35 protein-coding genes are annotated in these 26,620 nt (G+C 64.2%); all 35 read left to right on the forward strand.

The window, feature by feature from the left end; translation table 11 throughout:
- Positions 1–275 precede the first annotated feature (275 nt).
- Entirely contained in the window at positions 276–647 is a 372-nt protein-coding gene (gene rpsL / locus WFL22_RS01030; protein WP_017885335.1) for a 30S ribosomal protein S12, read from the forward strand.
- Positions 647–1,117, forward strand: coding sequence for a 30S ribosomal protein S7 (gene rpsG / locus WFL22_RS01035; RefSeq protein WP_024356767.1), 471 nt, complete (start codon positions 647–649; stop codon positions 1,115–1,117). The genes rpsL and rpsG overlap by 1 nt, the downstream gene beginning before the upstream one ends.
- Before the next feature lie 116 nt (positions 1,118–1,233).
- Positions 1,234–3,354, forward strand: a complete 2,121-nt coding sequence (fusA, locus tag WFL22_RS01040) for an elongation factor G (RefSeq protein ID WP_336991131.1) — start codon at positions 1,234–1,236, stop codon at positions 3,352–3,354.
- A gap of 167 nt (positions 3,355–3,521) precedes the next feature.
- Entirely contained in the window at positions 3,522–4,715 is a 1,194-nt protein-coding gene (tuf, locus tag WFL22_RS01045) for an elongation factor Tu (protein ID WP_336651539.1), read from the forward strand.
- A 195-nt stretch (positions 4,716–4,910) separates the two neighbouring features.
- Complete coding sequence (locus WFL22_RS01050) at positions 4,911–5,516, forward strand: LPXTG cell wall anchor domain-containing protein (RefSeq protein ID WP_336991132.1); 606 nt, start codon at positions 4,911–4,913, stop codon at positions 5,514–5,516.
- A complete protein-coding gene (locus WFL22_RS01055) occupies positions 5,513–8,587 on the forward strand; it encodes a hypothetical protein (RefSeq protein WP_336991134.1) in 3,075 nt (1,024 codons plus the stop codon). Before WFL22_RS01050 ends, WFL22_RS01055 begins: the two co-directional genes overlap by 4 nt.
- 249 nt (positions 8,588–8,836) lie before the next feature.
- The gene (locus WFL22_RS01060; RefSeq protein WP_336651536.1) at positions 8,837–10,636 is read left to right on the forward strand and encodes a polysaccharide biosynthesis protein; all 1,800 of its coding nucleotides are present in this window, start codon (positions 8,837–8,839) and stop codon (positions 10,634–10,636) included.
- Positions 10,633–11,733, forward strand: a complete 1,101-nt coding sequence (locus WFL22_RS01065; RefSeq protein WP_336991135.1) for a UDP-phosphate alpha-N-acetyl-D-fucosaminephosphotransferase — start codon at positions 10,633–10,635, stop codon at positions 11,731–11,733. The genes WFL22_RS01060 and WFL22_RS01065 overlap by 4 nt, the downstream gene beginning before the upstream one ends.
- Positions 11,734–12,165: 432 nt before the next feature.
- Positions 12,166–12,474, forward strand: a complete 309-nt coding sequence (rpsJ, locus tag WFL22_RS01070; RefSeq protein ID WP_010156393.1) for a 30S ribosomal protein S10 — start codon at positions 12,166–12,168, stop codon at positions 12,472–12,474.
- 14 nt (positions 12,475–12,488) lie between these two features.
- Positions 12,489–13,142, forward strand: a complete 654-nt coding sequence (gene rplC, locus WFL22_RS01075; RefSeq protein WP_223044596.1) for a 50S ribosomal protein L3 — start codon at positions 12,489–12,491, stop codon at positions 13,140–13,142.
- 3 nt (positions 13,143–13,145) lie between these two features.
- Entirely contained in the window at positions 13,146–13,799 is a 654-nt protein-coding gene (gene rplD / locus WFL22_RS01080; RefSeq protein ID WP_336651534.1) for a 50S ribosomal protein L4, read from the forward strand.
- On the forward strand, positions 13,796–14,095 hold the full coding sequence (rplW, locus tag WFL22_RS01085; RefSeq protein ID WP_336651533.1) for a 50S ribosomal protein L23: 300 nt from the start codon (positions 13,796–13,798) through the stop codon (positions 14,093–14,095). Before rplD ends, rplW begins: the two co-directional genes overlap by 4 nt.
- A gap of 22 nt (positions 14,096–14,117) precedes the next feature.
- Positions 14,118–14,954 carry a 50S ribosomal protein L2 gene (rplB, locus tag WFL22_RS01090; protein ID WP_024356777.1) on the forward strand — a complete coding sequence of 279 codons (837 nt, stop codon included), beginning with the start codon at positions 14,118–14,120 and terminating at the stop codon, positions 14,952–14,954.
- A 24-nt stretch (positions 14,955–14,978) separates the two neighbouring features.
- Positions 14,979–15,260: a 30S ribosomal protein S19 gene (gene rpsS / locus WFL22_RS01095; RefSeq protein WP_017885323.1), complete on the forward strand. Its 282-nt coding sequence runs from the start codon at positions 14,979–14,981 to the stop codon at positions 15,258–15,260.
- Between the two features lie 25 nt (positions 15,261–15,285).
- Complete coding sequence (gene rplV, locus WFL22_RS01100; RefSeq protein WP_024356778.1) at positions 15,286–15,666, forward strand: 50S ribosomal protein L22; 381 nt, start codon at positions 15,286–15,288, stop codon at positions 15,664–15,666.
- 4 nt (positions 15,667–15,670) lie between these two features.
- Complete coding sequence (gene rpsC, locus WFL22_RS01105) at positions 15,671–16,429, forward strand: 30S ribosomal protein S3 (protein ID WP_024356779.1); 759 nt, start codon at positions 15,671–15,673, stop codon at positions 16,427–16,429.
- Positions 16,430–16,431: 2 nt separating this feature from the next.
- Positions 16,432–16,851 (forward strand): 50S ribosomal protein L16, encoded by a 420-nt coding sequence (gene rplP / locus WFL22_RS01110; protein WP_017885320.1) that lies wholly within the window; start codon positions 16,432–16,434, stop codon positions 16,849–16,851.
- A complete protein-coding gene (gene rpmC, locus WFL22_RS01115; protein WP_336651532.1) occupies positions 16,851–17,177 on the forward strand; it encodes a 50S ribosomal protein L29 in 327 nt (108 codons plus the stop codon). The genes rplP and rpmC overlap by 1 nt, the downstream gene beginning before the upstream one ends.
- A gap of 2 nt (positions 17,178–17,179) precedes the next feature.
- Positions 17,180–17,455, forward strand: a complete 276-nt coding sequence (gene rpsQ, locus WFL22_RS01120; RefSeq protein ID WP_336651531.1) for a 30S ribosomal protein S17 — start codon at positions 17,180–17,182, stop codon at positions 17,453–17,455.
- Positions 17,456–17,486: 31 nt separating this feature from the next.
- Positions 17,487–17,855: a 50S ribosomal protein L14 gene (gene rplN, locus WFL22_RS01125; RefSeq protein ID WP_017885317.1), complete on the forward strand. Its 369-nt coding sequence runs from the start codon at positions 17,487–17,489 to the stop codon at positions 17,853–17,855.
- 4 nt (positions 17,856–17,859) lie between these two features.
- On the forward strand, positions 17,860–18,222 hold the full coding sequence (gene rplX / locus WFL22_RS01130) for a 50S ribosomal protein L24 (protein WP_024356782.1): 363 nt from the start codon (positions 17,860–17,862) through the stop codon (positions 18,220–18,222).
- Entirely contained in the window at positions 18,223–18,783 is a 561-nt protein-coding gene (gene rplE, locus WFL22_RS01135) for a 50S ribosomal protein L5 (RefSeq protein ID WP_336651530.1), read from the forward strand. It begins immediately after the preceding gene.
- 117 nt (positions 18,784–18,900) lie between these two features.
- Entirely contained in the window at positions 18,901–19,299 is a 399-nt protein-coding gene (rpsH, locus tag WFL22_RS01140; RefSeq protein WP_336991136.1) for a 30S ribosomal protein S8, read from the forward strand.
- A gap of 6 nt (positions 19,300–19,305) precedes the next feature.
- Positions 19,306–19,842 (forward strand): 50S ribosomal protein L6, encoded by a 537-nt coding sequence (gene rplF, locus WFL22_RS01145; protein WP_336991137.1) that lies wholly within the window; start codon positions 19,306–19,308, stop codon positions 19,840–19,842.
- A gap of 3 nt (positions 19,843–19,845) precedes the next feature.
- Positions 19,846–20,220: a 50S ribosomal protein L18 gene (rplR, locus tag WFL22_RS01150; protein ID WP_024356786.1), complete on the forward strand. Its 375-nt coding sequence runs from the start codon at positions 19,846–19,848 to the stop codon at positions 20,218–20,220.
- Positions 20,217–20,912 (forward strand): 30S ribosomal protein S5, encoded by a 696-nt coding sequence (gene rpsE, locus WFL22_RS01155; RefSeq protein ID WP_017885310.1) that lies wholly within the window; start codon positions 20,217–20,219, stop codon positions 20,910–20,912. The genes rplR and rpsE overlap by 4 nt, the downstream gene beginning before the upstream one ends.
- Complete coding sequence (rpmD, locus tag WFL22_RS01160; protein WP_024356787.1) at positions 20,912–21,100, forward strand: 50S ribosomal protein L30; 189 nt, start codon at positions 20,912–20,914, stop codon at positions 21,098–21,100. Before rpsE ends, rpmD begins: the two co-directional genes overlap by 1 nt.
- Positions 21,097–21,558 carry a 50S ribosomal protein L15 gene (gene rplO / locus WFL22_RS01165; RefSeq protein WP_336651528.1) on the forward strand — a complete coding sequence of 154 codons (462 nt, stop codon included), beginning with the start codon at positions 21,097–21,099 and terminating at the stop codon, positions 21,556–21,558. Before rpmD ends, rplO begins: the two co-directional genes overlap by 4 nt.
- A gap of 209 nt (positions 21,559–21,767) precedes the next feature.
- A complete protein-coding gene (gene secY / locus WFL22_RS01170) occupies positions 21,768–23,090 on the forward strand; it encodes a preprotein translocase subunit SecY (protein WP_336651527.1) in 1,323 nt (440 codons plus the stop codon).
- The gene (locus WFL22_RS01175; protein WP_336651526.1) at positions 23,087–23,686 is read left to right on the forward strand and encodes an adenylate kinase; all 600 of its coding nucleotides are present in this window, start codon (positions 23,087–23,089) and stop codon (positions 23,684–23,686) included. Before secY ends, WFL22_RS01175 begins: the two co-directional genes overlap by 4 nt.
- Before the next feature lie 63 nt (positions 23,687–23,749).
- Positions 23,750–24,532: a type I methionyl aminopeptidase gene (map, locus tag WFL22_RS01180; RefSeq protein WP_336991139.1), complete on the forward strand. Its 783-nt coding sequence runs from the start codon at positions 23,750–23,752 to the stop codon at positions 24,530–24,532.
- Between the two features lie 34 nt (positions 24,533–24,566).
- Entirely contained in the window at positions 24,567–25,457 is an 891-nt protein-coding gene (locus WFL22_RS01185; RefSeq protein WP_336991140.1) for a polysaccharide deacetylase family protein, read from the forward strand.
- 157 nt (positions 25,458–25,614) lie between these two features.
- Positions 25,615–25,836: a translation initiation factor IF-1 gene (gene infA / locus WFL22_RS01190; RefSeq protein ID WP_017885304.1), complete on the forward strand. Its 222-nt coding sequence runs from the start codon at positions 25,615–25,617 to the stop codon at positions 25,834–25,836.
- A gap of 66 nt (positions 25,837–25,902) precedes the next feature.
- Positions 25,903–26,019: a 50S ribosomal protein L36 gene (gene rpmJ, locus WFL22_RS01195; protein ID WP_017885303.1), complete on the forward strand. Its 117-nt coding sequence runs from the start codon at positions 25,903–25,905 to the stop codon at positions 26,017–26,019.
- 213 nt (positions 26,020–26,232) lie between these two features.
- A complete protein-coding gene (gene rpsM, locus WFL22_RS01200) occupies positions 26,233–26,601 on the forward strand; it encodes a 30S ribosomal protein S13 (RefSeq protein ID WP_017885302.1) in 369 nt (122 codons plus the stop codon).
- The last annotated feature ends 19 nt before the right edge of the window (positions 26,602–26,620 follow it).

Here is a 26,620-nt window from a genome sequence, read left to right on the forward strand (position 1 = left end):
CGGGGTCTTGCGCTCTGGTATAGCAGCGCGTAGAGTTGCATGCTGGTGCCCTCCACCGGTGGTTTCGTTGTGCATGCAGTGGAGCGAGCGGGGGAGTGCCACCAGTAGGGTTCATCGCTCAGCAGAGTCGACACCCCCACGGCATAGCTGCACTCGGTTTTCGGAGGCGCGCTCGCGCATCTTTGGCAACAGCAGCTCAGCGGCCGCGCAAGCAGCCGCACATGCTTGACCGTATAAGCATTCCTGTCACCGTGCAGGACGAATGAGGAGAATCAGTGCCTACTATTCAGCAGCTGGTTCGCAAGGGCCGTACGCCGAAGGTCTCCAAGACCAAGGCGCCCGCCCTGAAGGCGAACCCGCAGCAGGCCGGGGTCTGCACCCGTGTCTACACCACCACGCCCAAGAAGCCGAACTCGGCGATGCGCAAGGTCGCTCGTGTGAAGCTCCGCAACGGCACCGAGGTCACCGCCTACATTCCGGGCGAGGGCCACAACCTGCAGGAGCACTCGCTGGTGCTCGTGCGCGGTGGTCGTGTCAAGGACCTCCCCGGTGTCCGCTACAAGATCGTGCGCGGCGCGCTCGACACGCAGGCGGTCAAGGACCGTCAGCAGGCTCGTAGCCGCTACGGTGCAAAGAAGGTGAAGTAATGCCCCGTAAAGGTCCCGCTCCCAAGCGCCCCGTCGTCGCAGATCCCGTCTACGGTTCGCCCGTGGTCAGCCAGCTCGTCAACAAGATCCTCCTTGATGGTAAGAAGGGTCTCGCTGAGCGCATCGTTTACGGTGCTCTCGAGAACGTTGCCGAGAAGTCCGGTCAGGACGCCGTCACCGTGCTCAAGAAGGCGCTCGACAACGTGCGCCCCACCCTCGAGGTTCGTTCGCGTCGCGTCGGCGGCAGCACCTACCAGGTGCCCGTCGAGGTGAAGCCGCACCGCGCGAACACGCTCGCGCTCCGCTGGCTCACCAGCTACGCGAAGGCTCGTCGTGAGAACACCATGACGGATCGCCTCACCAACGAGATCCTCGATGCTTCCAACGGCCTCGGTGCCGCTGTGAAGCGCCGTGAGGACACTCACAAGATGGCCGAGTCGAACCGCGCGTTCGCTCACTACCGCTGGTAGTCATCCGCGCATTGAGCTTGTCGAGGTGGCGGATCCCGTCACCTCGACAAGCTCGATGATTGATCGGCACCACCGGTCCGCACACATTTTTCACCCCCTATTCGGAGGAGACCCCTGTGGCACAAGACGTGCTCACCGACCTGAGCAAGGTCCGCAACATCGGCATCATGGCCCACATCGATGCCGGCAAGACCACCACGACCGAGCGCATCCTGTTCTACACGGGTGTCAACCACAAGCTGGGCGAGACCCACGACGGCGGCGCGACGACTGACTGGATGGAGCAGGAGAAGGAGCGCGGCATCACGATCACCAGTGCCGCGGTGACCTGCTTCTGGAACAAGAACCAGATCAACATCATCGACACCCCGGGTCACGTCGACTTCACCGTTGAGGTGGAGCGTTCGCTCCGCGTGCTCGACGGTGCCGTTGCCGTCTTCGACGGCAAGGAGGGCGTTGAGCCCCAGTCCGAGACCGTCTGGCGTCAGGCCGACAAGTACGGCGTGCCCCGCATCTGCTTCGTCAACAAGATGGACAAGATGGGTGCCGACTTCTACTTCACGGTCGACACCATCGTCAACCGCCTCGGTGCGAAGCCGCTCGTGATGCAGCTTCCTATCGGCTCGGAGTCCGACTTCACCGGCGTCGTCGACCTGCTCTCGATGCAGGCCTTCGTGTGGGAGGGCGACGCCAAGGGCGACGTCACCATGGGTGCGAACTACGAGACCCGCGAGATCCCCGCTGAGCTCCAGGCCAAGGCCGAGGAGTACCGCGCGCAGCTCGTCGAGACCGTCGCCGAGACCGACGACGAACTGCTCGAGAAGTTCTTCGGCGGCGAAGAGATCAGCGTCGACGAGCTTAAGAAGGGTATTCGCAAGCTCGTCGTCAACAACGAGATCTACCCCGTCTACTGCGGCTCGGCCTTCAAGAACCGCGGCATCCAGCCGATGCTCGACGCGGTTGTCGACTTCCTGCCGAACCCGCTCGACGTCGGTGCCATCGAGGCGCACGATCCCCGGGATGAGACCGTCGTCATCGAGCGCAAGCCCGCTGCCGACCAGCCGTTCTCGGCGCTCGCCTTCAAGATCGCCGTGCACCCCTTCTTCGGTCGCCTCACCTACGTGCGCGTCTACTCGGGTCGTGCAGACTCCGGTGCCCAGGTCGTCAACTCGACCAAGGGCAAGAAGGAGCGCATTGGCAAGATCTTCCAGATGCACGCCAACAAGGAGAACCCTGTTGACGAGCTCACCGCAGGCAACATCTACGCGGTGATCGGACTCAAGGACACCACCACCGGTGACACCCTCTGTGATCCGGCCAACCCGGTCGTGCTCGAGTCGATGACCTTCCCCGAGCCCGTGATCGAGGTGGCTATCGAGCCCAAGACCAAGGGTGACCAGGAGAAGCTCGGCGTCGCGATCCAGAAGCTCGCCGAAGAGGATCCCACGTTCCGCGTGAGCCTCAACGCCGAGACCGGTCAGACCGTTATCGCCGGTATGGGCGAGCTGCACCTCGACATCCTCGTGGATCGTATGAAGCGCGAATTCAAGGTCGAGGCCAACGTCGGCAAGCCCCAGGTGGCCTACCGCGAGACGATCCGTCGCGCTGTCGACAAGTACGACTACACCCACAAGAAGCAGACCGGTGGTTCCGGTCAGTTCGCTAAGGTGCAGATCGCGCTTGCTCCGCTCGAGGTCGAAGAGGGCACCGACAAGACCTACGAATTCGAGGACAAGGTGACCGGTGGCCGCGTGCCGCGCGAGTACATCCCCTCGGTCGACGCCGGTATCCGCGATGCCATGCAGTACGGCATCCTCGCTGGCTTCCCTGTGGTCAACGTCAAGGCGACTCTGCTTGACGGCCAGTACCACGACGTCGACTCCTCGGAGATGGCGTTCAAGATCGCCGGCTCGATGGCCTTCAAGGAGGCCGCGCGCCTGGCGCAGCCCGTGATCCTTGAGCCGCTGATGGCCGTCGAGGTGCGTACTCCCGAGGAGTACATGGGCGACGTCATCGGCGACCTCAACTCGCGTCGTGGCCAGATCCAGGCCATGGAAGATGCGAGTGGCGTGAAGGTGGTGCGCGCACTCGTGCCGCTTTCCGAGATGTTCGGGTACATTGGCGATCTGCGGTCGAAGACCAGCGGTCGCGCGGTGTTCTCGATGACCTTCGACTCCTACTCTGAGGTGCCGAAGGCTGTGGCCGATGAGATCGTTCAGAAGGCTAAGGGCGAGTAATTCCGTCCAGGGGTTCGGCGGCGGGGAAAATGCCCCGCCGCCGGCTCCAAGGCTCAAGTCGCGATCATCGGCCTGAGCTTGTAACATAGGTACACACACCCCGCACCGGTAGCTCTCCGAAACCGTCGGAGAGAAGCAGGTGCAACGACGTCCTGAGGAGGACCATAGTGGCGAAGGCCAAGTTCGAGCGGACCAAGCCGCACGTAAACATCGGTACGATCGGTCACGTCGACCACGGTAAGACCACCCTTACCGCGGCGATCTCGAAGACCCTCGCTGACAAGTTCCCGTCGGACACCAACGTCCAGCGCGACTTCGACACGATCGACTCGGCTCCCGAGGAGCGCCAGCGCGGCATTACCATCAACATCTCGCACGTTGAGTACGAGACCCCGAAGCGTCACTACGCTCACGTTGATGCACCCGGCCACGCCGACTACATCAAGAACATGATCACCGGTGCCGCTCAGATGGACGGCGCGATCCTCGTGGTCGCCGCGACCGATGGCCTCATGGCTCAGTCGAAGGAGCACATCCTTCTCGCTAAGCAGGTCGGCGTTCCTTACCTGCTCGTCGCGCTCAACAAGTGCGATCAGGTCGACGACGAGGAAATCCTCGAGCTCGTCGAGATGGAGGTCCGCGAGGAGCTCACCAAGAACGGCTTCGATGGCGACAACGCTCCCGTCGTGCGCGTCTCGGGCTACCAGGCTCTGCAGGGCGAAGAGAAGTGGGTCAACTCCATTCTCGAGCTCATGGAGGCTGTCGACGAGTCGATCCCCGATCCCGTGCGTGACAAGGACAAGCCGTTCCTCATGCCCGTCGAGGACGTCTTCACCATCACCGGTCGCGGCACCGTCGTCACCGGTCGTGCCGAGCGCGGCACGCTGAAGATCAACTCTGAGGTCGAGATCGTGGGTCTGCGTCCGACGCAGAAGACCACCGTCACGGGCATCGAGATGTTCCACAAGCAGCTCGACGAGGCTTGGGCCGGCGAGAACTGTGGCCTCCTCCTCCGCGGCACCAAGCGCGAGGACGTGGAGCGCGGCCAGGTTGTCGTTCAGCCCGGTTCGATCACCCCGCACACCAAGTTCGAGGGCACTGCCTACATCCTCAAGAAGGAAGAGGGCGGCCGTCACAACCCGTTCGAGACGAACTACCGTCCGCAGTTCTACTTCCGTACGACTGACGTGACCGGTGTCATCACCCTGCCCGAGGACAAGCCGATGGTTATGCCCGGCGACACCACCGACATGTCGGTCGAGCTGATCCAGCCGATCGCTATGGAAGAGGGCCTCGGCTTCGCGATCCGTGAGGGTGGCCGCACCGTCGGCGCCGGCACGGTGACCAAGGTTGTCGAGTAAGTCTCGCTAGCGAGCTAAGAAAGACCCCCGGGAGCAATCCCGGGGGTCTTTTGCGTTTCCGGGGTGCGCGGTGAGGGTGCTTCCTTGTAGGCGTTTCCACCTACTCCGTTTCTTTCTCGTGTCGCCGCTCCGTAAGGTGTTCCCATGCGTCGCCCGCGCTCGCGGGCTTCGGAGTATGGGGAGTAGCAGATGGGGATGCGAAACAGGCTTCGTCTCGGCGTGATCGGGAGTGTGCTCCTGGCGACGCTGTTCGGCGGGGTGACGGCGGCTCACGCCACAGGTTCAGACCCGATCGGCGGGATCACACTGCCGTCGGAAACGGCACGCGTGTGGATCGAGCTCGAGCAGAGCGGCCTGAGCAGGGAAGCTGTCTCAGTGCGCGCTGAGAACGGTGCGTCGACCGTCGATGTGACGATGACGCCGACAACCTTCGGGCTACACGGCGAGATCGCGGCGGTGCCCGGCGCGCTGAAGCTGACGATCCTGCCGAAGCCGGGAGCGCCGGCGACGCGGCCCGATCTTGCGGTCACCGTGCTCGACGCCCAGGGGCAGGTGCTGCAGAGCGCGAATCTGCGCCTCGCGATCCCGGCCGGCCCGGCTAAGCCTGGCGAGGAGCCGAAGCCTGCTGTCCCTGGTACTGACACTGATTCGCAGCAGCGCGGTGCGAAGGGCAAGATGGCACGCACCGGCGGTGAGGAGCAGATCTGGCTGGCGCTGGCCGGTGCGCTGCTCGTGGTTGCCGGCGGTACGGTCTGGAGCGTGCGCCGCGTGCGCGCCTCGCGCGAGGAGGTCGCACGATGAAGCATATGACACGTCTGGCCATCGCCTCCGTCACGGCTGTCATGCTCGTGCTCGGCTCCGCGGCTTCGGCGCATGCCGATCCCGTGAATCCTGACGACTACGATCCGGTTCCGGTCACCGGTGAGATCGGCTACCGGGTGAACGATCGCGACCGCCTCCCGGAGGTCGATTCAGAGGTCGGTATCGGAGCGGTGCTGGGCACCGAAGCAGGCAGTCTGGTCTCCCTGGGAGAGGGGGCGATCAACTACAGTTCCGCACTGGTGCGGGTGTCGGTGTTCTCACCCGCACAGGACACCGTCGTGTTCCGTGCAGGTGGTGTGCCATCGCTGCAGACCGCTGCGGGCGTTTCCGCATCCACCACGATGCTGGTGCCCGTCGATGCCGAAGGGCGGGCGCAGCTCTGGGCCAATGCACCTGTGCAGCTGCGCGTCGAGGTGCTTGCCGCGTTCAACGGCTCCCAGGCTCAGCCCGGCTCCACCCTGGTGCTCGCCGAGCCTGTGCTGCGGGCCGACACGCGCAATGGCCTCGCCGGTTCGGGCCTCGGCGGCGATCCGGTCTACGTCGGCCTGACGGGACAGGGAGGCGTGCCCAGTGAGCGGGTGCGCGCCGCCTATGTCACCGCCACGGTCGAGCTCGATCGCGCAGGAACGCTCGACCTCGGTACGCAGCGAATGCCGCTGCCGGCCGGGGTGAGCACCTTCACCACGGTGCTGTCTCCGGACGAGAACGGGGGCGTGCCTGTGCGTGTTGCCGGTGCGACGGGGCAACTCCTGCTGCACGTCGTCGGCTGGATGCCTGATGCGCCCGACCAAGGAACCCAGTTGAGCCTGCCTGGCAGCTTCGTCCCCACGGCTAGCCTCGACGAGAGCTACACCGACAAGGTCACTGAACGACGCGATGACTTCGCCACGGCCACTCGTAACTCGGATGCCGCCTATTCGATCGCGCTTGTGGCGCTCACCCCCACGGCCGGTACTGAGCGCAGCTTCTTCGAGTTCGGCCCGGCCTATGAAGGCCGCGCGCGGGGCGCCGTCGTCGATCCTGCCCGTGGCGCTGCGCCTCAGCTCGTGATCGTGCCGGCCTCGACAGGCAGCAACGAAGACGGCTACACGCTGCGGCGAGGGGAGGCGCAGCTGTCATGGTTGCCCGTTGGCGACATCCTCGGCGCTGAGCGCAGGCAGGCCACGAAGAACTTCGATATCACGATCGACACGCACCAGCAGGGCGAGCAGGTCGACCTCTCCGAGGAAGGCTACTTCACCCTGGGCGGCACCGTCTCGAGCGAGTCGGGCACCCCGAGCCTCGACCGGATCGAGATATCGGTCGACGGCGTCGATGGGATTCTCGGCTACGCCGATGTCTGGGAAGAGCAGGGCGTGCTGCGCTGGGAGGCGGATCTCTCGGCGCCGCAGAGCGGCACCTTCGGCTACGCGGTCGAGGCCTTCGACCGCGGCGACAATGCGAAGCGCGCCGAGGTCACTCTGAATGTGCAGCGCTTCACCGAAGACGACACCGTCATCGACCCTGAAATCCACGTGCTCAACCAGACTGCCGGCACCGTCGATGCCACTGTGGTGCCTGAGGAGCCCGACGTGGTCTATGTGGCGACGCATTGGAATGTGAAGCCTGGTGACACGCTGATCTCAGGTGCCACCGAGACCACACCGAACGGCCTCTTCGCCGAGGTCGAGTCACGAGATCTCGTGGGTGAACGGTGGCGAGTGCGCACCAAGTCGGCGAAGATCGAAGACGTCTTCCTGCAGGTCGACATCGACGAGCATGAGCAGTACGAGAACCTTGAGGAGAGCGGGCTTGACGAGTCGGGCTTCGGCGCCACTGTAGAGGTCGACGGCGTGCCCGAGGCTGTCGAGGCGGAACGCGTGCCCGGTGACACCGGATACGAAACCGCCGAGATCGTGACCGGGGATGAGGTTGACCTCGACCCATTCCCCTACGAGTGCGATCCCAATGCGACCGACCAGGGCGATGGGCAGTGCCCGCCGGTGCCGATGGTTGACACCGTCGGTTCCAGCGCCGCACAGGGGAGTATTAGCTCTGCGCTGATGCAGCAGACGGGGCCAGTGGGAATCCGGCCCGCTGCGGGCGCGGAGATCTCGGCCGCGTTCGGCTTCAAGGTCAATACGAAGATTGTGAAGAAGGAGAAGAGCTGGGGCGTGACCGACGTCGGTTCGTCGTCCTCCGACCCCGAAGCCGAGGTAGCGAACGAGGTCAAGCGCTGGGCGAAGGAAGGCTCCGTCAAGGGCGGGGTCGGCATATCGCTCGCTGCGCAGGCGCTTCCGTCGCTCAAGTTCACACTCGACACCGATATCACCTGGAAGTGGCGGGTGATCCCAACGGGCATCACCGTCACTAAGTTCTCGATTGAGCTGTCGAACACGCTCAAGGCGCAGGCCGCGGTCTCGCTCTTCGTCAAGTTCGAGGGCGCCATGACGCTGTCGCAGCGGGTGATGTCGATCAATATGCCGGTCACCACGATCATGGCGGGGCCCGTGCCGATTGTGCTGCAGAACACCATCAACCTCGAAATCAAAGCGACGCTGGAGTTGAAGGCGACGGCCACCGCGAAGATCGGCTTTAGCCGCACCGATGTGGTTGGCACGCAATACACCGATAAGAACGGGTGGGAATCACTCAACCAGCCGGCGAAGTCGTCGAGCATGCCGCTCGGTTTCAGTCCCATTGCTGATCTGAACGCTGAGTTTGAGGGTGAGCTGGCTGTCGGCCCCGTGTTTGCGCCGAACACGGCGCTTTACGGGCTAGCCGGGCCCCAACTCGACATCTCGATCCGGGCCGGCGTCGCCGGTGGCATCAAGTACAGTGTCGCGAAGAACAAGTGGGTGTTCTCCGCCGAGCTCTTTGCTGAGCTGGGCTACGAGGTGAAGGTGAAGTTCAAACTCTTCACGAAAGAGTGGGATCGCACCCTCACTGAGAAGAGGTTCCGCTTCGTGTTCCTCGGTGATGAGTGGGAATATGGCGGATCGAGCACGGTAGCTTCGCTCGGGCCACCGGGCGGCAGGATCACGGCACCGCCGCCATTGCTGCTGGTGTGACCTGCCTCTGATCCGATCTCGGGGGGTCCCTCGGGTCGAAGATGGGCAGGCTGCGCCAGGCACCATATCGAGCAGAGCCCGGACTTCGCATCCCGAGGGGGAGCGGAGTCCGGGTTCTTATGCGTTCGCTCATCGCAGGTTCTGCGGCGCACCAGGTCTGCTCAGAGGGGAGCGGAGGCGCGGGCGGTATCCTCGAAGATGTTCCCGGGTTCCACCCAGGGCCGTTTCATCAGATCGAATGGAGTACGTGTGCCGCAGACCCCCGGTGAGCGCGTCGCCCACTTCACCAGACAGTACGGGCTGCTGTTCCTGCTCGATGCCGCTTCCTGGGCTGTGGGGATTCTCGCGGCGCTGGTGCTGCGCTTCGATTTCAATCTGAACCGCATCCACTGGGGTTGGACGCTCGCAGTGATCGCTGTCACGGTGCTGTTGCAGCTCCTGGGCGGCTGGGTGTTCTGGCTGTATCGCAACCGCTACGAGATTGGCAGTTTCGACGAGGTGCGAGCCCTGGTCTTCGACATCACGGCCGTCATGATCGTGGGCTGGATCTTCGCGTTCCTGGTGGGGTATGGCAACGGGATCCCGCGCAGCGCGATGATTATCGCCGCGCCGATCACCTTTAGTCTCATGGGTGTCTCTCGCTACGTGCTGCGGCTCTACAGCGAGCGTCAGCTCAAGCCTGGCGCTGAGGCCGAGCGCACCCTGCTCTACGGTGCTGGCTACCTGGGCGTGCAGACCGCGAAGCGGCTGCTCACCGATGCCAAGGGTGCGGTGCTGCCGGTCGGCTTCCTCGACGACGACCCTTCGAAGCGCAACCAGGTGGTGCGCGGTGTGCGCGTGCTAGGCGGTTTCGATGACCTTGCAGACGCGGTGCGCCAGACCCGTGCGACGCGCCTCATCGTGTGTATCGGCGATGCTGATGCGGCGATGATGCGCCGGGTTGATCAGGCGGCGGATCGCGCGGGTGTGACCGCGATGGTGCTGCCTCCGCTGGAGCAGATCCTGCAGAACGCCTCGGCGATATCCGATGTGCGTGAGCTTTCCATTGAGGATCTCATCGGTCGCCACCCAGTACGTCTTGAGACCGAGTCGATCGCCGAGTATCTGCAGGATCGCCGGGTGCTGGTGACGGGTGCTGGCGGATCGATCGGCTCCGAGTTGTGCCGTCAGCTCGCGCGCTTCGCGCCGAGCGAGCTCATCATGCTCGACCGTGACGAGACGGCGCTGCAGGAGACGCAGCTTTCGATCAGTGGGCACGGCCTGCTCGACACGAACGATGTGGTGCTTGCTGATATCCGCGATGAAGCCACGCTGCAGAGAATCTTCCTGGAGCGACGCCCTGAGGTGGTGTTCCACGCTGCGGCGCTCAAGCATCTGCCGATGCTCGAGCAATACCCTGACGAGGCCTGGAAGACGAATGTGATGGGCACGCTCAACGTGCTGCGCGCGGCTCGCAGCGCCGGTGTCGGTGCGTTCGTGAACATTTCTACTGACAAGGCTGCGAACCCCACGAGTGTGCTGGGCCATTCGAAACGCGTAGCGGAGAAACTCACCGCTTGGATGGCGGAGCAGACCGGGCAGCGTTATCTTTCGGTGCGTTTCGGCAATGTGATCGGCAGCCGCGGCTCGATGCTGCCCACTTTCCGCAAGCTCATCGATGCGGGTGGGCCGCTCACTGTGACGCACCCCGAGGTTACTCGGTTCTTCATGACGATTCCCGAGGCGTGCCAGTTGGTGGTGCAGGCGGGGGGCATCGGGCGGCCCGGCGAGGTGCTGATCCTCGATATGGGGGAGCCTGTGCGCATCATCGATGTCGCGCGCCGCATGATCGCGCAGTCGGGCAAAGACATCGAGATCGTGTTCACCGGGCTGCGCCACGGTGAGAAGCTGCACGAGGAGTTGGTGGGCGATGGTGAGGGGCGGGAACGTCCCTTCCATCCCAAGATCTCCCACGCACACGTCGACACGATTTCGCCCGATGTGCTCGATCATGAGGGGTGGATCGCGCGCCTCGATCTCACCGAGGCTGCTGAGGAGCGGGTGCAGTGACAGAACTTTTCGGCGTGATCGCGGTTGGCGCGATCACGTTCTTGCTCAGCCTGCTGCTGCCGTTCGCGGTGAAGCCGCTGCTGACGAAGCTTGGGATCATGGATGTACCCAATGAGCGTTCTTCGCATGAGCGTCCGGTGCTGCGCGGCCTGGGGCTTGCGGTGCTCATCGCGATGGCGGTCGGCGGGATTCTATCGGTGTTCCTGCCTCTGCTGTTCGGGCACCCTGCTGTGTCGACGAACACGATCACGGTGGTTGCCGGGTCGATTGCGGCGGGTCTGCTGGGTCTCTCCGAAGATCTGCGCGGTTTGAGCGTCAAGGTGCGCAGCTTGTGCTTGCTGCTCATCGCGTCCGGTGTTGCGGTGTCGCTGCTGTGGCAGCCGCAGTTGTTCGGCGGATCATCGGGGCTCGTCAGCCCGGTCGTGCTGCAGTGGGTGAACGGGTGGGTGTTCATCCAGCCGCCGGTGTGGGCGTTGTTGCTGCTCGCGGTCTACGCGGTGCTCTTCATCTCCAGTTACATCAACGTGGCGAACTTCATGGACGGGCTTAACGGCATCAGCGGTTTCCACGGCGTCATCGCCGGACTCGCTTTCGCTGTGGCGGGCTTTGTCACGGGGCACGGTTGGTTGTTGCTGGTGGGTCTGGTGCTCGCCGGGGGCTTCGCAGGGTTCCTGCCATGGAACCTTACGAAACCGGGGGCCTTCCTCGGTGATGTCGGCAGTTACCTGCTCGGGGGAGCGGTGGCGGTGACGAGTTTCGCCGCGCTTGTGGCGGGGGTGCCGTTCCTCGCGACGATCGGCCCGATGGTGATCTACTTCGGTGATGTCGGGGTGACGCTCGTGAAGCGGGTGCGCGCTGGCAAGCGCTGGGATGAGCCGCACAAGGAGCACGCCTACCAGCGCATCCAGCAGCGCGGCTACACGCATGTGCAAGCATCCGCGATCACGGCGGGCTGCACGGCGATCGCCTCGCTGCTCGGTATCGCGTCGCTCTTCACCGGTTTGTGGGGCACACTTGCCCTGCTCGTCGCCGGTCTCGCCGTTGTCGTCTTCTACTCCTTCCTCCCCAACCTCCTCCCCGCCCGCCCAAATGCCTAGCTTCACGGTCCCCGCCTAGCGGGCGCGCGATTCCGAACCGCGACACGCCCGGGTTGCATCATTCAACTTCCCCGTGCGAGAATAGACAGGTTCAGTACTCCGTGCTTCGGCGCGGATCACTGCCAGGCAGTGCATTGCCACCGCTTCGTGTCTTGGATTGTCCGGGAATCGGAGCGGGTGGGTGAGGCCGCGGGTAGCGAACACCACCCGTGCATCGAAGCGGCTCGGCGAAAGCCCGGTCGCTTTCTGTGTGCGGGGCCGCCCCTGTGTATATCGCAGGCGCGGTTTTTGACAGGTGAACAGAGACCCAGCACGTTGCGCTCGTCAGAGTGCGTGTGCCAGGGCGCTGGTACGCAAGACGTCCAATGCCGCCAGCCCTTCGACACGCTCTGAGGGTTTGCGGTACGACGCAAGTAGAAAGTAGAGAGTCACATGGCGGGACAGAAGATCCGCATTCGACTGAAGTCGTATGACCATGAGGTCATCGACAGCTCCGCACGCAAGATTGTCGACACGGTGACCCGCGCGGGTGCAACCGTGATCGGCCCCGTGCCGCTCCCCACGGAGAAGAACGTGATCGCTGTGATCCGTTCGCCCCACAAGTACAAGGACAGCCGCGAGCACTTCGAGAAGCGCACGCACAAGCGCCTGATCGACATCGTCGATCCCACCCCGAAGGCAGTCGATTCGCTGATGCGTCTTGATCTGCCTGCCGACGTCAACATCGAGATCAAGCTCTAAGGGGGGATCCGAACATGTCAGTAGCACGTAACGTGAAGGGTCTTCTGGGCACCAAGCTCGGTATGACGCAGGTCTGGGATGAGAACGGCAACGTTGTTCCCGTGACCGTGATCGAGGTGGCCCCCAACGTGGTCACCCAGATTCGCACCCCCGAGGTCGACGGCTACAGCGCCGTGCAGATCGCGGCTGGTCAGATTGATCCCCGCAAGGTGAACAAGCCTTCGGCCGGTCACTTCGAGAAGGCGGGCGTCACCCCGCGTCGTCACCTCACTGAGGTGCGCACGGCAGACGCCGCCGAGTACTCGCTCGGTCAGGAGCTCACCGTCGACGCCACGTTCGAGGCCGGTCAGAAGATCGACGTCGTTGGCACCTCGAAGGGCAAGGGCTTCGCCGGCACCATGAAGCGCCACAACTTCAAGGGCGTTTCGGCTTCGCACGGTGCGCACCGCAACCACCGTAAGCCGGGCTCGATCGGTGGCGCAGCTACCCCGGGTCGCGTCTTCAAGGGTCAGCGCATGGCAGGCCGCATGGGCGGCGATCGTGTCACCGTGCAGAACCTCACCGTGCAGGCGATCGACGCTGAGAAGGGTCTCATCCTGGTGAAGGGTGCGGTTCCCGGCGCTCGCGGTCGTCTCGTTTTCGTTCGCAACGCAGTGAAGGGGGCGTAGTTCATGGCTACCGCTACCAAGCTCGAGGTGCTCGACGCTAAGGGCAAGAAGGCCGGTTCGGTCGATCTTCCCGAGGCCATCTTCGGCACCGAGACCAACGTCCCGCTGATCCACCAGGTGGTCACCGCTCAGCTCGCAGCTGCGCGCCAGGGTACGCACAAGACCAAGAACCGTGGCGAGCGCTCCGGTTCGGGTGTCAAGCCCTTCAAGCAGAAGGGCACCGGCCGCGCCCGTCAGGGTTCGGTTCGTATGCCGCAGCACCGCGGCGGCGGTATCGTGCACGGCCCCGTGCCGCGCGATTACTCGCAGCGCACCCCCAAGAAGATGATCGCCGCGGCGCTCACCGGCCTGCTCTCGGATCGCGCTCGCGCGAACCGTCTGCACGTCGTCGAGTCGTTCGGTATCGCTGAGAAGCCCAGCACCAAGTCGGCCCGCGAGTTCCTCGCATCGGTCGCGCCGGGCAAGCGCGTGCTCGTCGTCGTCACCCGTGAGGATGAGGCGACCGTGCTCAGCGTCCGCAACCTGCAGCACGTGCACGTGCTGTACCAGGATCAGCTCAACGCCTACGACGTGGTCGTCAGCGACGATCTCGTCTTCACCAAGGCTGCCTTCGACGCATTCGTCGCCGGCCGCGCCGCCAAGGAGGACACGAAGTGAGCCTGAACAAGTCCGCACACGACGTCATCATCCGCCCCATCGTCTCGGAGAAGAGCTACAACCTCATCGACGCGAACGGCCAGTACACCTTCGAGGTGCAGCCGACCGCGAACAAGACTGAGATCAAGCTCGCCATCGAGACTGTCTTCGGCGTGAAGGTCGAGAAGGTCCGTACCCTCAACCGCAAGGGCAAGACCCGCCGCACCAAGTTCGGCATGGGCAAGCGCAAGGACACCAAGCGCGCCATTGTCACGCTGAAGTCCGGCTCCATCGACATCTTCACGGCTGCGCTGTAGAAGGGGCGAAGAGGAACACAACATGGCTATTCGCAAGTACAAGCCGACGACCCCGGGTCGTCGCGGCTCGAGCGTTGCTGATTTCGCTGAGATCACGCGTTCGACCCCTGAGAAGTCGCTGCTCCGCCCGCTCCCCAAGACGGGTGGCCGCAACAACCAGGGTCGCATCACCACTCGCCACATCGGCGGTGGCCACAAGCGCCAGTACCGCGTCATCGACTTCCGTCGCAATGACAAGGACGGCGTGAACGCCAAGGTTGCGCACATCGAGTACGATCCGAACCGCACCGCGCGTATTGCGCTGCTGCACTTCGAGGACGGCACGAAGCGTTACATCATCGCCCCGAACAAGCTGAAGCAGGGCGACATCGTTGAGTCGGGTGCCGGTGCTGATATCAAGCCCGGTAACAACCTGCCGCTGAAGAACATCCCCACCGGTACCGTGATTCACGCCATTGAGCTGAAGCCCGGCGGCGGTGCGAAGATGGCTCGCTCGGCTGGTGCCTCGGTTCGCCTCGTGGCGAAGGACGGCCCCTACGCTCAGCTGCGTCTGCCCTCGGGCGAGATCCGCAACGTCGACGTGCGCTGCCGCGCAACCGTCGGCGAGGTGGGCAACGCCGAGCAGTCGAACATCAACTGGGGCAAGGCCGGCCGCATGCGTTGGAAGGGCGTCCGCCCGACCGTGCGTGGTGTCGTCATGAACCCGGTGGATCACCCCCACGGTGGTGGCGAAGGCCGCACCTCGGGTGGTCGTCACCCGGTCAGCCCCTGGGGTCAGAAGGAAGGCCGTACGCGCCACCCGAACAAGGAAAGCGACAAGCTCATTGTGCGTCGCCGCCCGACCGGCAAGAAGCGCTAAGCGGCAGGTAGGAGAGAGTAGAAGATGCCTCGTAGTCTCAAGAAGGGCCCCTTCGTCGACAACCACCTGCTGCACAAGGTGGTTGCCCAGAACGAAGCCGGCACCAAGAACGTGATCAAGACCTGGTCGCGCCGCTCGATGATCATCCCCGCCATGCTGGGTCACACCATCGCGGTGCACGACGGTCGTAAGCACATCCCGGTGTTCGTCACCGAAACCATGGTGGGTCACAAACTGGGCGAGTTCGCGCCCACGCGCACCTTCCGTGGCCACGTGAAGGACGACAAGAAGGGCCGTCGCCGCTAAGCGGTGACGTGAAGGAGGAAGAGAAATGGTGGAGTCGATCGCACGCGTGCGTCATATCCGCATCACCCCCCAGAAGGCCCGTCGCGTTGTTGACCTGGTCCGCGGAAAGAACGCTCAGGAGGCCCTGGCCATCCTGAAGTTCGCCCCGCAGGCCGCTGCAGAGCCGGTGTTCAAGCTCGTCGCCTCGGCGATCGCGAACGCCCGCGTCAAGGCCGACAACGAGAACCTGCGTTTCAACGAGGACGAGCTCGTCGTAGCTCGCGCCTTCGTCGACGAGGGCGCAACGCTCAAGCGTTTCCGTCCCCGCGCTCAGGGTCGCGCATTCCGTATCAACAAGCGCACGAGCCACATCACGGTCGTTCTGCAGACCGCTGACGAACTCGCCGCTGCGAAGAAGGGAGCCTAACGGTATGGGCCAGAAGATTCATCCCTACGGCTTCCGCCTCGGGATCACCACCGACCACGTGTCGCGCTGGTTCTCGGACTCGACCAAGAAGGGCCAGCGTTACGCTGACTACCTTGCCGAGGACATCAAGATCCGCCAGCACCTGACGAAGCAGCTCGATCGCGCCGGCGTCTCGCGCGTCGAGATCGAGCGCACCCGTGATCGCGTCCGCGTGGACATCCACTCGGCACGTCCCGGTATCGTCATTGGCCGCCGCGGCGCCGAGGCCGAGCGCATCCGCGCCGACCTTGAGAAGCTCACCGGCAAGCAGATCCAGCTCAACATCCTCGAGGTCAAGAACCCCGAGGCTGATGCTCAGCTCGTCGCTCAGGGCATCGCCGAGCAGCTCGCTGCTCGCGTGGCGTTCCGTCGTGCGATGCGCAAGGGTCTGCAGGGCGCCCAGCGCGCGGGTGCCAAGGGCATCCGTATCCAGGTCTCCGGCCGCCTCGGCGGCGCCGAGATGAGCCGTTCGGAGTTCTACCGCGAGGGTCGTGTGCCGCTGCACACGCTGCGCGCGAACATCGACTACGGCTTCTACGAGGCGAAGACCACCTTCGGCCGTATCGGCGTGAAGGTTTGGATCTACAAGGGCGATCTCACCAACAAGGAACTCGCTCGCGAGCAGGCGGCCCAGAAGCCGTCGCGCGACCGCGGCGATCGTCGCCGTGCGCCCCGTGGCGCTCAGGCTGAGGCTGCACCCGCTGCAGCAGGAGCGGAGAAGTAAGCATGCTGATTCCCCGTCGAGTCAAGTACCGCAAGCAGCACCACCCCAGCCGCAGCGGTCAGTCGAAGGGCGGCAACACTGTCGCCTTCGGTGAGTTCGGTATCCAGGCCCTGACCCCCGCCTACGTGACGAACCGTCAGATCGAGTCCGCTCGTATCGCGATGACCCGTCACATCAAGCGTGGTGGCAAGGTGTGGATCAACATCTACCCCGACCGTCCCCTCACCAAGAAGCCTGCGGAAACCCGCATGGGTTCGGGTAAGGGTTCGCCCGAGTGGTGGGTGGCCAACGTCAAGCCGGGCCGCGTGCTCTTCGAGGTCGCCGGCGTCGACGAGCAGCTCGCTCGTGAAGCGCTCACCCGCGCGATCCACAAGCTGCCGCTCAAGGCCCGTATTATCAAGCGCGAGGAGGGCGACGCGTAATGGCGATCGGTACCAAAGAACTGGCCATCACCGAACTCGATAGCTTCGAGGACGAGCGTCTGGCCGAGGAGCTCAAGAAGGCCAAGGCCGAGCTCTTCAACCTTCGTTTCCAGTCGGCCACCGGCCAGCTGGAGAGCCACGGCCGCGTGCGTCAGGTGAAGCGCGACATCGCTCGCATCTACACCGTGCTGCGCGAGCGCGAGCTCGGCCTGCGGGTCACCCCTGCGGCCGCCCCTGCTCCCGCGAAGGCGAAGAAGAGCAGCAAGAAGACCGAGCAGGCGGACGCCGCCAGTGATTCGGTGAGCACCGAAACGAAGGAGGCCTAAGAATGACTGCTGAGGTCGAGAACGAGCAGCGCGGTTACCGCAAGGCTCGCCGCGGCTACGTCGTCAGCGACAAGATGGACAAGACCATCGTCGTCGAGGTCGAGGACCGCGTGAAGCACCCGCTGTACGGCAAGGTCATGCGCCGTTCGTCGAAGGTCAAGGCCCACGACGAGCAGAACACCGCCGGTATCGGCGATCTCGTGCTCATCCACGAGACCCGCCCGCTGAGCGCAACCAAGCGCTGGCGTCTGGTCGAGATCCTCGAGAAGGCGAAGTAAGCCTCGCGCTTACTGAGTGAAGGAGTAACAAGTGATTCAGCAGGAATCCCGACTCAAGGTTGCCGATAACACCGGTGCCAAGGAGTTGCTCACCATCCGTGTGCTCGGGGGCTCGAAGCGTCGTTACGCCGGTCTCGGCGACACGATCGTCGCGACCGTCAAGGACGCGATCCCCGGCGGCAACGTGAAGAAGGGTGACGTGGTCAAGGCCGTCGTCGTCCGGGCGCGCAAGTCGACTCGTCGTGCTGATGGCTCGTACATCAGCTTCGATGAGAACGCAGCCGTCATCCTCAAGGCCGACGGGGAGCCCCGCGGTACCCGTATCTTCGGGCCGGTCGGCCGTGAGCTGCGCGACAAGCGGTTCATGAAGATCGTCTCGCTCGCACCGGAGGTGATCTAGTCCTATGGGCGCAAAGATCAAGAAGGGTGACCTCGTCGAGGTCATCTCGGGCCCGTCGCAGGAGCGCGGCGGCTACAAGGGCAAGCAGGGGCGCGTCATCGACGTGCTCGCTGAGAGCGACCGTGTCGTCGTCGAAGGCGTGAACTACGTCAAGAAGCACGTGCGCGTCGGTCAGTCCGACCGTGGCACCCGCGAGGGTGGTATCGAGACCGTTGAGGCCCCGATCCACGTCTCCAACGTTGCCATCGTCGATCCCGAGACGAAGAAGCCGACTCGCGTCGGGTTCCGCGTCGAGGAGGTCGAGAAGGACGGCAAGAAGAAGACCGTTCGCGTGCGCTACGCCAAGTCGTCTGGGAAGGACCTCTAAATGACTGAGACCAAGGTTCAGCCCCGTCTCAAGCAGAAGTACCGGGGCGATATCGTTCCGCAGCTGCGCGAGGAGTTCGACTACGCCAACATCATGCAGGTGCCCGGCATCGTCAAGGTTGTCGTGAACACCGGTGTCGGTGAGGCGGCTCGTGACAGCAAGGTGATCGAGGGCGCTATTGCAGACCTCACCAAGATCACCGGCCAGAAGCCCATGGTGACCAAGGCCCGCAAGTCGATCGCGCAGTTCAAGCTGCGCGAGGGCCAGGCCATCGGCGCGCACGTTACCCTCCGTGGTGACCGCGCGTGGGAGTTCCTCGATCGTCTGATCAACCTCGCACTGCCCCGTATCCGCGATTTCCGCGGTCTTTCGGCCAAGCAGTTCGACGGAAATGGCAACTACACCTTCGGATTGACCGAGCAGAGTGTGTTCCATGAGATCGATCAGGATAAGATTGATCGAGTGCGTGGGTTCGACATCACTGTCGTCACCACCGCAAAGTCCGACGACGAGGGTCGTGCGCTGCTCAAGGCGCTCGGCTTCCCCTTCAAGTCGGAATAACTGAATAGTCCAAGCGGAGAGGGTGTCCGGGAGTTTCCCGGGCACCCGATCCGTGTGTCACCCAGGTCACACTCCGTGTAACGGTGTGTGATACCAGGCGAGAAAGAAGAGTCACTCATGACGATGACTGATCCGGTCGCAGATATGCTGACCCGGTTGCGCAATGCAAACTCTGCGCATCATGACGACGTTTCGCTTCCCGGCTCGAAGCTGAAGGAGCGGATCGCTGAGATCCTCAAGCGCGAAGGCTACATCAAGGACTGGAAGGTGGAGTCGGCTCGCGTCGGCACCACCCTCACCATGTCGCTGAAGTACGGCCCCAACCGCGAGCGCTCCATCGAGGGCATCAAGCGCGTGTCGAAGCCCGGCCTCCGGGTCTACGCGGGCTCGACCGAGATCCCGAGCGTGCTCGGTGGTCTTGGCATCGCGATCCTGTCCACCTCCTCGGGGCTCCTCACCGACCGCGAGGCTGAGCAGAAGGGCGTTGGCGGGGAAGTCCTCGCCTACGTGTGGTAAGCCGTCATGTCACGTATTGGTAAGCTTCCCATCACCGTTCCCGGTGGTGTAGACGTCAAGATCGAAGGCCAGAAGGTCACGGTCAAGGGTTCGAAGGGCGAGCTCGAGCTCGTCGTCTCCGAGCCGATCCGCGTTGCTCTCGAGGACGGTCAGGTGCTCGTCACCCGTCCCAACGATGAGCGCGAATCCCGAGCGCTGCACGGTCTCACCCGCACGCTCATCAACAACAACATCATCGGTGTCACCGAGGGCTACTCCAAGCAGCTCGAGGTCGTGGGCACGGGCTACCGCGTGCAGCAGAAGGGCACCGGCCTTGAGCTGGCCCTCGGCTTCTCGCACCCGGTCAACGTCGACGCTCCCGAGGGCATCACGCTTGCCGTCGAGGGCAACACGAAGATCACCGTGAGCGGTATCTCGAAGCAGGCGGTCGGCGAAGCCGCCGCCAACATCCGCAAGCTGAAGAAGCCGGAGCCCTACAAGGGCAAGGGCATTCGCTACGCGGGCGAGAATGTCCGTCGCAAGGCAGGAAAGGCTGGTAAGTAACCCATGGCCGCTTCAGTATCTCGGGCTAAGGGTCGTACGGCTGCTCGTATCCGCCGCCACACCCGCCTGCGCAAGAAGATTGTCGGCACCGAGGCCCGTCCTCGCCTGGTCGTCAACCGCTCTGCGCGCCACGTCTTCGTCCAGATCGTCGACGATTCGAAGGGCATCACCGTTGCTTCGGCTTCGACGATGGAAGCCGATCTGCGCTCGTTCGAGGGCGACAAGACCGCCAAGGCCCGCAAGGTCGGCGAGCTCGTCGCAGAGCGTGCCAAGAACGCCGGTGTCGAGGCTGTCGTCTTCGACCGCGGCGGCAGCAAGTACGCAGGCCGTGTCGCCGCGATCGCCGATGGCGCTCGCGAAGGGGGGCTGGCGCTGTGAGCAACGAAACGAAGGAGCAGGAAGTGTCTGCTGAGACTCAGGCCGCCGAGGCCCCGGCTCAGGATCACCGCAACGAGCCGCGCGAGCAGCGTCGTGGTAGCCGTGACCGCGGGACCCGTGGCGAGCGCGGCGGACGCGACCGCAACGAGAGCCAGTTCCTCGAGCGCGTCGTCACCATTAACCGCGTCTCGAAGGTCGTCAAGGGCGGCCGTCGCTTCAGCTTCACCGCGCTCGTCGTGGTGGGCGATGGCAACGGCACCGTCGGTGTCGGCTACGGCAAGGCGAAGGAGGTGCCTCTCGCTATCTCCAAGGGTGTCGAGGAGGCCAAGAAGAACTTCTTCCGCGTGCCCCGCGTCGGCAGCACCATCCCGCACCCCGTGCAGGGCGAAGCCGCTGCTGGTGTCGTGCTGCTGCGTCCGGCCGCTGCCGGTACCGGTGTTATCGCCGGTGGTCCGGTTCGCGCCGTACTCGAGTGCGCCGGCATCCACGATGTGCTGAGCAAGTCGCTCGGTTCGTCGAACACCCTGAACATCGTGCACGCGACCGTCGAGGCGCTGCAGCAGCTCGAGGAGCCTCGCTCCGTCGCAGCTCGCCGCGGCCTTGACTTCGACCGCGTCGCCCCGGCTCGCATCGTGCGCGCTGAGGCGAAGGCTGCGGCCGACGCTGCCGCGAAGGCAAAGGCAGGTGCGTAATGGCGAAGAGCCTGAAGATTACGCAGACGAAGTCCGTTATCAGTGAGAAGCAGAACCAGCGCGATACTCTCCGCAGCCTGGGCCTCAAGAAGATCGGCCAGTCGGTCGTTCGCGAGGACACGCAGGCGAACCGCGGTTACGTGCGTGCTGTCGCTCACCTTGTAGAGGTTGAGGAGATCGACGCATGAGCGAGAAGAACGAGGAGCGCGATCAGGTGCTCAAGGCGCACCACCTCCGTCCGGCTCCCGGCTCCAAGAAGGCCAAGACCCGCGTGGGTCGTGGCGAGGGCTCGAAGGGCAAGACGGCTGGTCGTGGCACCAAGGGCAGCAAGGCCCGCTACCAGGTGAAGGCCGGCTTCGAGGGTGGGCAGATGCCGCTGCACATGCGCACCCCGAAGCTGCGCGGGTTCAAGAACCCGTTCCGCACCGAGTACCAGGTTGTCAACATCGCGAAGCTCGCCGAGCTCTACCCCAAGGGTGGCGACGTGACTGTTGACGATCTGGTCGCCAAGGGCGCCGTTCGCAAGAACCAGCCCGTCAAGGTGCTGGGCGACGGTGACCTGCAGGTGAAGCTCACCGTCTCGGTCGACAAGGTCTCCGGCTCCGCTGAGCAGAAGATCGTCGCCGCAGGCGGAGAGATCAAGTAAGGGTTCGTCAGAACTCGATCGCCCGAGTCTCTCTCGGGTAGCGGGGGAGTGGCGGAACCGGCCCATGTGCCGGTTCCGCCCACCCCCGTTTTTCTTTCGCGGATCCCGCTCGGCGGATCCGCGTGTTCGACGCCCGGCTGACATGTAGGCTGGTGCAATCGGTTCTCGTCGTCAGGCGAAGGCCCCACGACGTTTCCAGGAGGCAGATTTTGTTCAGCGCCATCGGACGGATCTTTCGGACTCCCGACCTGCGACGGAAGATTGTCTTCACGCTCGCTATCGTGTCGCTGTTCCGGCTCGGTTCATTCATTCCGGCACCCTTCGTCGACTACGCCAATGTGCAGGCGTGTCTGGCGGCGAACGCGAACGGCGCTTCCGGCCTCTACGACATGATCAACCTGTTCAGCGGCGGTGCACTGCTGCAGCTGTCGATCTTCGCGCTGGGCATCATGCCGTACATCACGGCCTCCATCATCACGCAGCTGCTGCGCGTCGTCATCCCGCACTTCGAGGCGCTGCACAAGGAGGGCCAGGCCGGCCAGGCCAAGCTCACCCAGTACACCCGCTACCTCACCATCGCACTCGCGGTGCTGCAGTCGACCACGCTCATCACCGTCGCCCGCTCGGGCCAGCTGTTCGGCGCTGTGGCCGATCAGTCGTGCCAGAACCTCGTGTCGCAGGAGTGGTGGGCCATCCTCATCATGATCCTCACGATGACCGCAGGCACGGGACTCATCATGTGGTTCGGTGAGCTCATCACCGAGCGCGGCGTCGGCAACGGCATGTCGATCCTCATCTTCACCTCGATCGCAGCCACGTTCCCCAACGCGATGTGGATCATCAAGGAGTCGCGCGGCTGGGAAGTCTTCTTCCTGGTGCTCGCAGTCGGCCTCGTCGTCGTCGCCGCAGTCGTGTTCGTCGAGCAGTCGCAGCGCCGTATTCCGGTGCAGTACGCCAAGCGCGTCGTGGGCCGCCGCACCTACGGGGGCAGCAGCACCTACATTCCGATTAAGGTCAACATGGCCGGCGTGATCCCCGTGATCTTCGCCTCGGCGATCCTGTACCTGCCGATGCTGATCACCCAGTTCAACCAGCCCAAGATCGGCGAAGAGCCGAAGGCATGGGTCGTCTGGATCCAGAACAACCTCGTCTACGGCGATCAGCCGATCTACATGCTGGTCTTCTTCCTGCTGGTCATCGGCTTCACCTTCTTCTACGTGCAGATCACCTTCAATCCTGAAGAGGTCTCCGACAATATGAAGCAGTATGGCGGCTTCATTCCTGGTATACGCGCGGGTCGCCCCACCGCTGAGTACCTCAACTACGTGCTTACCCGCATCACCAGTGCAGGGTCCATCTACCTGGGCCTCATCGCACTGCTCCCGCTCATCGCGCTCGCATTCTTCGGAGCTAACCAGAACTTCCCGTTCGGTGGTGCTTCGATCCTCATCATTGTCGGCGTCGGCCTTGAGACCGTCAAGCAGATCGACGCCCAGCTGCAGCAGCGCCACTACGAAGGACTCCTCAAGTGACCGACACCCAGACCACCCGCCTGCTCATCATCGGCCCGCCCGGTGCGGGCAAGGGCACCCAGGCAGCGGCGATCGCCGAGCGCTACGGTGTCCCCGCGATATCCACCGGCGATATCTTCCGCGCCAACATCAAGGGCGGCACCGAGCTTGGAAAGCGCGTGCAAGAGATTATCGAGCGGGGCGAACTCGTTCCCGACTCGCTCACCAACGAGATCGTCGCTGATCGCCTCGCGCAGCCCGACGCGGCTCCCGGCTTCCTGCTCGATGGCTACCCCCGCACCGTCGACCAGGTGCACGCTCTTGACGGCATGCTCGAAGGTGCCTCGCTCGACGCGGTGGTGCTGATCGAAGCCGACGTCGATGCCGTTGTCGCCCGTCTGCTGAAGCGTGCCGAGATTGAGGGCCGCGCCGACGACACCGAAGACGTGATCCGTCACCGCCAGGAGGTCTACGCACAGCAGACCGCTCCGCTCGTCGAACTGTTCTCCGAGCGCGGCATTCTGGTCACCGTCGACGGGCTCGGCTCGGTCGAGGATGTCGCCGCCCGCATCGCAGCAGGTCTTGAGGCCAAGCTCGCAGCGCCGGTGGAGCGCTAGTTCGTGTCGCGTCGAGGGATCCTGCGACGTTCCATCTACAAGTCGCCTGCCCAACTGCGACTGATGGTTGAACCCGGTCTCGCGACGGGTGCCGCGCTTGCGGCGATGCGCGATGCAGTGCGCGCCGGGGTGACGCCCCTCGAACTCGATGCGATTGCCGAGGAGGCGATCCGCTCACGCGGAGGCGCCCCCAACTTCATGCTCGAGCCTGGATACCGCCACACCATCTGCGCCAACGTCAATGAGCATGTGGTGCACGGTATCCCCACCGACAGGCCGTTGCAGCCGGGCGACATCGTCGCCCTCGACGCCGGTGCCGTGGTGAACGGCTGGAACGGCGATGCTGCGATCACCGCAGTGATCCCCGACCCTGCACGTCCCGAGCACACCGCCGCTCTCGAACATCTCAGTCAGGTCACCGAGGCTGCGATGTGGCGCGGTATCGCGCGTCTTGCCACAGCCTCACATGTGAACGAGGTCGGCGAGGCCGTCTCGGCGTATGTGCGCAAGCACAGCGACTACGGTGTGCTCGAGGACTATATCGGCCACGGCATTGGTCGCAGCATGCACGAAGACCCGCCGGTCTTCAATGTGCCGGTGAAGCGCCGCGGCCCCGAGGTGAAGCCGGGGCTCGTCGTCGCGATCGAGCCCATCATCTCAGCGGGCGGCATCGACACGATCATCGAAGACGACGACTGGACCGTGACCATGGCCGACGGCTCAATGAGCGCCCAGTGGGAGCACTCGGTCGCGGTGCACGATCGCGGAATCTGGGTGCTGACCGCAGAAGACGGCGGCGCCAGCGGGCTTGAGCCGCTCGGGATCACGCCGGTTCCGATCCCATAACCAGGCAGTCACGGCTCGGTGAGGGGGTGCGCGCATGAATCAGCACCGGATCGCCCGTCGCAGCGCCCTGCTCGGAGTGGGTGGCATCCTCGGCCTGGCGCTCTCGGGGTGCGCGACCGCGCGCCCCGTCGCGCCCGGTTCGTCTCGGGTGACGGCCGATCCGCACCCCCGTGAGGTGGCTCCCGCTGATCCGCCTGCCGCCGCTGCACCAGCAGCCCCGCCGCTGCCCGATGTCGAGGCGATCATCGCCGCACACGAGGGCCGCGCGCCGAGCCAATGGGGCACCGACATTCCCGGTGTCATCCGCACCGGCGGCGAGGCCGGCCTCGACCCCGCCGCCGTGTACCTCACCCTTGACGCCTGCGGCGGGAGTGCGGGATCCGGTTTCGATGCCCCCCTGATCGAGGGGCTCACTGCGGCGGCGGTTCCGGCGACGCTGTTTCTCAATCACGGGTGGATCGCGGCGAACTACCAGCTCGCCGCCGCTTTGGCCGCCAATCCGCTGTTCTCCATTCAGAATCACGGTACGCGCCACCTTCCCCTGAGCGTGAATGGTTCGTCGGCGTACGGTATCCCCGGCACCGCGAGTGTGCGCGAAGTCGCGCTTGAGGTGTGGGAGAACCATGTCGCGCTCACCGAGCTGACAGGGGTGGCACCGCGTTGGTTTCGCCCAGGCACGGCCCATCTCGACGATGTCGCGCTCAGTGTCTCCACGGCATTGGGGGAGCGGATCGCCGGCTTCGCCATCAACGGCGACGGCGGCGCGACCCTCCCCGCGCACAGTGTGACGGTCGCCGTGGGTGCAGCCGCTGGCGGCGAGATCGTGATCGCGCACATGAACCAGCCAGGATCAGGCACCGCGGCCGGGATTCTCGCCGCCGTTCAGCAGCTACGCGACCGCGGCTTGAGCTTCGGTGTGCTCTGAGTGCGGGCTTTACAAACACCGACACGCCCGGTACTCTTGATCTTTGGTGCTTTGCGCCTGTTTTCGCGTTCCCGATCGCAGTTCTGGATCAGGCCCGCGGGGCGGACGAAGGGCATTCGCAAGACCAGCACACACCTACGCAAGCGATAGTGAGGCTATGGCGAAGAAAGACGGCGTCATCGAGATCGAGGGACAGGTTGTCGAGGCTCTGCCGAACGCGATGTTCCGCGTCGAGCTGACCAATGGACACAAAGTGCTCGCTCATATCTCGGGAAAGATGCGTCAGCACTACATCCGTATCCTCCCGGAGGATCGCGTGATCGTAGAACTGACACCCTACGATCTGACCCGCGGCCGCATCGTCTACCGCTACAAGTAGGCGCTGGAAAGTAACGGCTCGCGGCATCCCGCGAGTACGAGGACAGCGAAGCAGTAAGGAAACATCATGAAGGTCAAGCCCAGCGTCAAGCCGATCTGCGATCACTGCAAGGTGATCCGCCGTCACGGCCGCGTCATGGTGATCTGCAAGAGCAACCCGCGCCACAAGCAGCGTCAGGGCTAAGCAGGTCGTCAGCCCGTGCGCGCAGGATGCGATCCGCATTCCGCAACGCTCCATACGCACGGAATGACAGCAACACAACTCAACAACTGATCCAGCGCATCGAAGAACCCGCGCCCACCCGGCCTTGGCCGGTGAAGCGCGGGGGACACCTCGGGACGGAGGCCCGAACCCCCGATACGCACCAAACCTCCAAGATCCGCAAGGAGAGCCAACATGGCACGTCTCGCAGGAGTCGACATCCCGCGCGATAAGCGCGTCGAGATCGCACTCACCTACATCTACGGCGTCGGCCGCACCAGCGCGCTGAAGACCCTCGCCGACACCGGCATCGACGGGAACATCCGCGTCAAGGACCTCACCGACGACCAGCTCGTCGCGCTCCGCGACTACATCGAAGGCAACTTCAAGGTTGAGGGCGACCTCCGCCGCGAGGTCGCAGCCGACATCCGCCGCAAGGTTGAGATCGGCAGCTACCAGGGTCTCCGTCACCGCAAGGGCCTGCCCGTGCACGGTCAGCGCACCAAGACGAACGCTCGTACCCGTAAGGGCCCGAAGCGCACCGTCGCCGGCAAGAAGAAGTAATCGCCGGTTCACTGACCAA

The sequence above is a fragment of the Leucobacter sp. VD1 genome (assembly GCF_037150695.1).
In the GTDB taxonomy this organism is placed as follows: Bacteria; Actinomycetota; Actinomycetes; order Actinomycetales; family Microbacteriaceae; genus Leucobacter.